2 protein-coding genes are annotated in these 2,756 nt (G+C 54.7%); one reads left to right on the forward strand and one right to left on the reverse strand.

The genetic code is table 11. The annotated features are described in order from the left end of the window. Window positions 1-236 precede the first annotated feature (236 nt). Window positions 237-1,106, reverse strand: a complete 870-nt coding sequence (locus tag KGA98_RS28345) for a LysR family transcriptional regulator (RefSeq protein WP_223504969.1) — start codon at window positions 1,104-1,106, stop codon at window positions 237-239. 105 nt (window positions 1,107-1,211) lie between these two features. Between KGA98_RS28345 and KGA98_RS28350 the strand changes: the two genes are divergently transcribed. Next, window positions 1,212-2,108, forward strand: coding sequence for an SDR family NAD(P)-dependent oxidoreductase (locus KGA98_RS28350; protein WP_223504971.1), 897 nt, complete (start codon window positions 1,212-1,214; stop codon window positions 2,106-2,108). Window positions 2,109-2,756: the final 648 nt, after the last annotated feature.

The raw sequence follows: 2,756 nt of genomic DNA on the forward strand, positions 1-2,756 counted from the left end.
TCGATCAAATAGTTGGGCTATGTGCTGGAGAGAGTCGCCTTTCTGCCAGTGATCCCACATCAGTTTTTTCTGGCTTTCGGTGTAATAGATCCGAGGTCTCTGCTTCATCTGCAACACTCCTTCTGCTTACACAGAATTTAGTTGTGTTGCATCGACCGGTTGAATCCACAGCCAAAAGCGGTCGGTTGAATGCACAGTAGAATCCGCCTCTAGCCAGCGCGTGATGACTGGCGCGGTCATCCCAGACGTGCCCGGAGGAAATCGATAAAAAGTTGAGTCTTGGCAGGCAGTAATCGAGTCTCGGTAACGGCATAGACAGTCATCGGCGCTCCCTTCCATTCAGGCATGACACGACAAAGTTGACCATTGCCCAGCTCATTAGCCACGATTTCCTCGGGCATCAGTACGATGCCCTGATCGAGTGCCGCCAGCCGTCGAATCAAACCGACGCTGTTGACCATGAAGCGTCCTCCAACCGCTACCGAGATGGTTCGTACACCATCGTTCAGCTCCCACGTCCCGGCCTTCTGAATGTTCAGACACTGATGCCATTCAAGATCACCAGGTGAGTCCGGCACGCCTGAAACCTCCAGGTAATGTGGCGACGCATACAAATAAGACGTGAGCGAAGCCAGAGGTCGTGCGATCAGCTGTGAGCTTTCGGATTCCCCCATCCGGATTGCGACGTCGAAGGGTTCGCTCACCAGGTCGACGCGCCGAGGGGTGAGGTCCAGATCGAAGGTGATCCCTGGATAGAGACCAGCGAACTCTGTGAGCAGAGGAGCCAGGTAAGTGACGGTAAAATCCACAGGCAAAGAAACTCGTAGCACCCCACTCGGTTGAGCCACCATCTCTCCAAGCTGCTCATGCGCCAGCCGAGCCTCCTCGACAATGCGCTTGCACCGTTCGAAGTAGATCTGCCCGGCTTCAGTCAACTCGACCTTGCGAGTCGTGCGATGCAACAACCGCAACCCGATTGCCTTTTCCAGCAGACTGATTCGCCGTGACAAGGTGGAATTCGGGATGCCAGTTACCTCGGAGGCCCCGCGAAACCCTTTCGCTTTGACGACTTCGACAAACAACGCCATATCATTCAGAAAATCCACGCTTATTGCCCCATAAATGGATCAGTAAAATCCAAAAATCCATATTTATCCCAAAAACAATAAGGCGGATGATGCGTCTCCAGCAATTTATTTGAGAGCCATCATATGAAGCGTGACACCAGCCTGACGTGGCGCCATGTCGATGCAGAAAACCTTGACCTCAAAGGGATGCGGGTTGCCGTCGTGGGTGGCACCGGTGGCATCGGTCAGGCACTGAGTCGCTTGCTGGCCTCTCGCGGCGCTCGCATCCTGGTCGTTGGGCAAACCTTTCGCGATGCTGGCACGCAGGGCATCGAATTTCTCCAGGCGGATCTGAGCCTGATGAGTGAGGCTCTGCGGGTTGCCAAGCTGCTGCCGGTGGAATCCCTGGACCTGCTCATTTTCACCACCGGTATTTTTGCCGCCTCCCAACGCCAGGAAACAGCAGAGGGCATTGAGCGCGATTTGGCGGTCAGTTATCTGAACCGTATGGTCATCCTGCGCAGCGTCGGCCCGAAGTTGGGTGCAGACAGGCTCAAAATTACGAGCAAACCAAGGGTGATTGTCGTGGGGTATCCCGGTACGGGCCAGATAGGGACGTTCGACGACCTCAATGCTGAAAGGTCCTACAAGGCCATGTCCGCGCATATGAACACTGTGGCCGGCAACGAAATGCTCGTTCTGGATGCGGTGAAGCGCTACCCGCACTTAGGCGTTTTTGGCCTGAATCCCGGCCTTATCAAAACCAGTATCCGCGATAACTTTTTCGGCAAGGGCTCGCTGAAGTCGCGCATCGCGGAGGGCCTGATCGGGCTGCTGACACCTACCGCCGAAACTTATGCAATGAGAATCGTCCCGCTACTGGTTGCCCCTGAGATCGAGGATCGCAGCGGCGCGATGTTCAACAACAAAGGCCAAGCGATCCTGCCGTCTACAGGCATGACTGAAGCGCATATCAGCCAGTTCATGGTCGCGTCCGAAACACTTGTTGCCCGGACGGGTATTTCAATCGCAGCCTCTTGATCGCGAAGACAATCGCTCTCCATCACAGACCTTTGACGATCGCACCACGAGCAACATCTTGGTGACCTACTTCTGTCCGCTTCGACCGGTTGAATCCACAGCCAAAAGCAGTCAGTGGAGGTGTCGCATCTTTCAGCTTTCTTCGGGTGCATTACTGAGGTGTACGGGGTCGCGCCGCAGCGGCCTACAGGCCGAAATAGTCGACGAATGACTCTAATTACGCCACCCAAATAAGACAGATAGAAATTTTTCGTACTAGGCTTCACGAGCGCGTTGAACGGTAAGAGGGATTCGGTCCAATCGTTACACCGTTCCCTTGAACCGTCCGGGCTAAAAGTTGGGGGGATTACTGACGAAGTTCCTTGTTGTATTGCTCTCGATGTTTGAGCGGCCGCAACCAGGATCGGAACTTGAGAAAGGAAATCCACATGAATAGGCTCTCGCACCGCACTAGATTGTACCTAGCATGTTCCCTCCTGATGGCAATTAACCTTACCCAGGCAGCGCAGACAGAAAAACCCAACATCCTTTTTATCGTATCCGACGATACCGGCTACGGTGACCTGGGCCCCTATGGCGGCGGTGTGGGTCGCGGCATGCCGACGCCGAGCATCGACGAACTGGCGGCGCAAGGCACAACCTTCTTCT

It is taken from the genome of Pseudomonas sp. BF-R-24 (assembly GCF_019947335.1).
Taxonomy (GTDB): Bacteria; Pseudomonadota; Gammaproteobacteria; order Pseudomonadales; family Pseudomonadaceae; genus Aquipseudomonas; species Aquipseudomonas jessenii.